Origin of the sequence: Mesorhizobium metallidurans STM 2683 (genome assembly GCF_000350085.1) — a bacterium.
Lineage (GTDB): Bacteria > Pseudomonadota > Alphaproteobacteria > Rhizobiales > Rhizobiaceae > Mesorhizobium > Mesorhizobium metallidurans.
Genome location: NZ_CAUM01000115.1, coordinates 1 through 5,184 on the forward strand (window position 1 = coordinate 1; position 5,184 = coordinate 5,184).

At 61.8% G+C, this 5,184-nt stretch carries 3 protein-coding genes and 2 pseudogenes; 2 read left to right on the top strand and 3 right to left on the bottom strand.

The genetic code is table 11. The features are described 5' to 3' along the window. Positions 1 to 118: 118 nt before the first annotated feature. A complete protein-coding gene (locus MESS2_RS18985) occupies positions 119 to 934 on the bottom strand; it encodes a UDP-2,3-diacylglucosamine diphosphatase (protein ID WP_083918602.1) in 816 nt (271 codons plus the stop codon). 117 nt (positions 935 to 1,051) lie between these two features. Here MESS2_RS18985 and MESS2_RS18990 point away from each other — a divergent pair, with 117 nt between their 5' ends. Continuing rightward, positions 1,052 to 1,831, top strand: a complete 780-nt coding sequence (locus MESS2_RS18990; protein WP_008876032.1) for an SDR family oxidoreductase — start codon at positions 1,052 to 1,054, stop codon at positions 1,829 to 1,831. A gap of 317 nt (positions 1,832 to 2,148) precedes the next feature. Here MESS2_RS18990 and MESS2_RS33025 read toward each other — a convergent pair. Both MESS2_RS33025 and MESS2_RS34155 read right to left on the bottom strand, forming a co-directional pair. Then, a pseudogene (locus MESS2_RS33025) lies at positions 2,149 to 2,868 on the bottom strand (aminotransferase-like domain-containing protein); the annotation flags it as partial. Between the two features lie 323 nt (positions 2,869 to 3,191). Then, positions 3,192 to 3,410: pseudogene (locus MESS2_RS34155) on the bottom strand (GntR family transcriptional regulator); the annotation flags it as partial. Positions 3,411 to 4,050: 640 nt separating this feature from the next. Between MESS2_RS34155 and MESS2_RS19005 the strand changes: the two are divergent. Then, positions 4,051 to 5,073, top strand: a complete 1,023-nt coding sequence (locus MESS2_RS19005; protein WP_008876037.1) for a methyltransferase — start codon at positions 4,051 to 4,053, stop codon at positions 5,071 to 5,073. Positions 5,074 to 5,184: the final 111 nt, after the last annotated feature.

A 5,184-nucleotide genomic window follows, 5' to 3' on the forward strand; every position in this document is an offset into this window, starting at 1 on the left:
CCTTAACGCATCGGCCCGAAAATCGATTCCGATTTTCGGGCCGATGCGTAGATTAGAAAGTGTTAGGGCGTACTTTGTGCGTCCAAGGTGGACGCACGTCGTCCTAATTAATGCGAGGTCAAGCCGCTTCGACCACCCTGTCCTCGATGAGCATCGGGATGAACGGCTCGTCTGGCGCTTCAGGCAGGATATGCGCCCAGGTCAGGATCTCCATCCGGCCGTCGAAATGCTCGACCACCGCCGTGCAGCTTTCGACCCAGTCGCCGGTGTTGATGTATTGCACATCCTCGAAACTCTCGATCGCGGCATGGTGGATATGCCCGCAGATCACACCGTCGACATGCGAGCGGCGCGCTTCCTCGGTCAGCACCGTCTGGAACGAGCCGATGAAGTTCACCGCTTTCTTGACCTTGACCTTGGCCCAGGACGAGAACGACCAGTAGGACAGGCCGAGCAGCTGACGCAGACGCGTGATGACGCGGTTGACCAGCATGGCTCCGTCATAGGCGTAGTCGCCAAGATAGGCCAGCCAGCGCTGATTATGGACGACGGTGTCGAACTGGTCGCCATGGATGACCAGCAAACGCCTGCCGTCGGCGGTCTCGTGGATGGCGCGGTCGGCGACGACGATGCCGCCGAAATGCACGCCCTGGAATTGGCGCGCGAACTCGTCGTGATTGCCGGCGATATAGGTGATGCTGGCGCCCTTGCGCGCCTTGCGCAGCAGTTTCTGGACCACATCGTTGTGGCTCTGCGGCCAGTGCCAGCTTCGTCTCAGGCGCCAGCCGTCGACGATATCGCCGACGAGATAGATGATATCGGCATCGTGATGGCGCAGGAAATCGATCAGGAAGTCGGCCTTGGCCGCCTTCGATCCGAGATGGATGTCGGAGATGAACATGCTGCGGAAAGTGCGGGGCTCTGCGCCAGACATCAGATCGTCACCGTTGCTTTCGAGCAGCCTATGCCCCGATTCATGCAACAATCGTATGACGGTTGCGATTGGGCCAGCTCCGAGAGTAGGTTGCCGCCACTCATAAGGAGAAAAAACATGGATCTCGGCATTCGCGGCAAGAAGGCCATCGTCTGCGCTTCGAGCAAGGGGCTCGGGCGCGGCTGCGCCATGGCGCTGGCCGAGGCCGGCTGCGATCTGGTCGTCAATGGTCGCAATGCCGAGCTGCTCGCGAAAACCGCCGCGGAACTGCGCGAGCGATTCGGCGTCAAGGTGACGGAGATCGTCGGCGACGTGTCGAAGCCCGAAGTGCAGAAGGCGCTGCTCGCCGCCTGCCCCGATCCCGACATCCTCGTCAACAACAATGGCGGACCGCCGCTTCGCGATTTCCGCGAACTCGATCGCGAAAAGATCCTCGAAGGCGTCACCCAGAACATGGTGACCCCGATCGAACTGATTAAGGCGGTCATCGACGGCATGGCGGCACGCGGCTTCGGCCGCATCGTCAACATCACCTCGCTGTCGGTCTATGTGCCGATCCCGGGCCTCGATTTGTCATCGGGCGCACGCGCCGGCCTGACCTCGTTCCTTGCCGGCGTCGCGCGCACGGTGATGGACCGCAACGTGACGATCAACAACATGCTGCCGGGCAAGCTCGACACCGACCGGCTGCGCGGCCCGCATGAGCCCGGCAGCGTCGAGGATCCGGCTGCCGCCGCCGCGCGCAAGGCTCAGGCAGCGGCTAACGTTCCGGCAAAGCGGCTCGGAACCCCGGAGGAATTCGGCCAGATCTGCGCCTTCCTGTGCTCGGTCCATGCCGGCTATCTGACCGGGCAGAACACACCGGTGGATGGCGGCCTCTACGTCAGCGCGTTCTAGTGGTGAAAATCTGACGCTTGGTGCCCGCGGGAATGGCAGGAGACGATCCTTTCCTGACCTCCGGCCGGAGAAATTGAGGGTCAAATTCCGCCCCATCTCCGGTCCTTCGGTCGCCCGGGCGTAATCCTCGATATTTTAGCTCACGGGTGGTGCGGCGTCGAAGCAGGCCCGAAGCGACCGCAGGCCTTCTATGATTTCTGCCGTCGGTATGGCACCATATCCCAGCATAATCCCGGCTCGGGGGATCCCGCTGACGGCGAACCGTGACAGGACCTGGACGGCGACGCCGCGATCGGCAACGCGGCAGGCGATCTTGGCTATCTGGTCCACGGACAGTCTGCGAGCCAGAGCGGTAAGGTGGAGCCCCGTTGTCGACGGGAGAGCTCGAGATGTTCGGCAAAATCGCGGGTGATGGCGTCCGCGAGAATCTGGTGCCGTTCCCGGTAGATTGCGCTCACCCGACGGATGTGACGCGCAAACGCGCCCTCATCGATGAAACGCGCAAGCGCTGCCTGCCCGAGGGTCGATGAATGCCAATCGCTGACGAACTTCGCCTTGTGCAGGGCCAACCTGAGCGATGGCGGCGTCACCAGGAAGCCTAGTCGGAGGGTCGGCAGCATCGTCTTTGAAAAGGAACCTACGTAAACAACCCGACCTCTTGTATCGAGCGTCTGCAATGGCTCGAGGGGGCGGTCTGCAAAACGGAACTCGCTGTCGTAGTCGTCTTCGATAATGGCCGCGTTGTTGCGCTCCGCCCACGCCAATAGTGCCTGCCGGCGCGGCAGCGTCATCGTGACGGAAAGCGGATATTGGTGGGACGGCGTGACATAGACGGCCCGGACTCCTCGCGGCAGTGCCTCCACGAGCAGTCCCTCCCGATCCACCGGCACCCCGACCACGTGAATGCCCAACGACTTGAACAAATGTCTCGGGGGGCCGTAGCAGGGGTCTTCGACGGCAATCCTGTCACCTGGCTCCAACAGGATGCGCGCCAGGAGATCGAGCGCCTGCTGCGTACCATTGGTGATGACGATGTCGTCTGCCGATGCCTCGACCCGCGAGACATTCCGACCTGCCGGGCAATTGCCGCGCGAAGATCGCGATGCCCGGCGGGATGCTCATAGAAGCCAGAGGCCGCTTCGCTGGACCGCAGCGCCTGAGCAACCGACCGCCGCCAGTGCCGGTGGGGAAACAACGAAGCGTCGGGCAACCCCGTGCGAAAATCGAATCGAGCCCGCACCTCGAACGCCGTTAGGAGCGGAATCCCTTCCCAGACCGGGCGCGGCTGAATCACACCGGTGGAGGATCGCCGCCTTGTCTTTTCACGCCCGGCCAGCGTGACCCCGCTGACGAATGTCCCAGACCCCTGCCGGGATGTCACGAACCCTTCCGCGGCGAGCCGTTCATAGGCCACCGTCACGGTGGCACGCGACACGGCAAGCGTCCGCGCCAGTTCGCGGCCGGGCGGCAGTGGGTCGCCAGGCCGCAGCCGCCGATCCAGAATGGCGCGCCGGATCTGACGATAGATCTCGCCGCTGAGGTCTTTGCGTCCGACCAAGCTGATGTGAAAGGCCATCATGCTCTTAAAGTATAGAAAATTGGCCTGCCTGAAAATGTCAGAATTGGCACTTCCATCAGTCCTGTAATTTCCTTACGATACCACGACTGCAATGAAGGAGCCGGCAGCCCTTGCGCTCGAAACAGTTGCGGAGACCTTGACCTGACTATCTGACGGTTCGATTGCGCGAGGCAGATTCATCATTGCTGTAGCGATAACCGTTGCGCGCAGCCGAACGTCCGCCAAGCACTGTGATGCAAGGCTATGGCCGTAGTCTGTAAAATAGGAGGCCAAATTGCCTCACACGGAAACTCGCGTCCGACATCACTCATCGAGAGCACGCCTGCTTGGATTTGTGCTGAAAACCACAGCAACTGTCATCGCGGCTCTCAAGACTTGGCATCGGATCGTCTCCAGACGTCGGGCAATCGCGGATTTGACCCCCGAGCGGCTGACGGACATCGGTTATGCCGAGGCCCCAGTGGCAGTGCTTGAAGTCAAGCCAGGTTTAGTCACGAACTTGATGTCGATGAGGTAAGCCGACCGGTCCGTTACAGCCGTAACCGATTGTCCGACTCCCGAAATCACCCCGTAACCTGGCCTGCTGAGATTCAGCAGCTTGGAACCGGCGCGATCCGTCTGTCATGAGAGGAGTGAAATGATGAGCACGCAGGAGCTTCCTTCCGCCGTCCCGCTGATGGCGCTTTCGACCGGCTTCTGGACCTTCAAGACTCTGGCCGCTGCGGACGAGTTGGACCTCTTCAGCCGCCTTGCGGGCGGCGCCGGCATCACGGTCGCCGGGCTGGCGGAAGCGATCGGCCTGCATCCGCGCCCGGCCGAGATGCTGTTGACCGGCTGCGCTGCACTTGGGCTTCTGGAGAAAACGGACGGCCGTTATCGCAATACGCCGTTAAGCGAGCCTATCTCGTGCGCGGGAAACCGTATTACTTCGGGGGCTTCGTGCAGATGGCCGACAAGCGGCTCTACGCGGGCTGGGGAAAGCTTACGAAGGCGCTGCGCACGAACCGTGCCAACCACATGGGATCCGGCAGTGCAATCCTCGATCTTCGACGGCGAGGATCCGACGATGCTGGCACTCTTCTGGGAGGCGATGCATTCGCTTTCCACGATGACCGCGCGCAAGCTCGGCGAAGCGGTGGATTTCGAACATTCCCGCCGCCTCCTGGACATCGGCGGCGGATCGGGCGCGTACGACATCGAGCTTTGCAAACAGTACGGAGCGCTGCGTGCGACCGTGTTTGACTTGCCTCATGTGGCCACGATCGCCGCGGGAAAGATTGCCGAGGCCGGCATGACCGACCGGATCGAGGCCGCAGGCGGCAGCTTCTTCGAGCAGCTTCCGGGGGATCACGACGTGCATCTCCTGTCGATGATCCTGCACGATTGGGACGAGGCGAAGAACCGCGCCCTGCTGCGCCGGTCCTTCGCGGCTTTGCCGAGTGGCGGCGCCGTCGTCATCAGCGAGCTTCTCGTCAATGATGAAAAGACCGGACCAGCGCCGGCCGCGCTGATGAGCCTCAACATGCTGATCGAGACGGAAGGACGAAACTACACGCCGGCCGAATATTCGGCGTGGCTCGAGGAAGCCGGATTCCGGCACATCGAGACGGTCTGGTTCGACGCACCCGCCGCGAACGGCGCCGTGATCGGCCGCAAGCCCTAGAGCCGGATGATTTCAGGTCGAATCGACCTGAAATCTGAATCCGCCTCTAAATCAAAGAGATAGAGCATGATGTCGTCCGAAAGCCGCTTCCCACTTTTCTGCATCATGCTC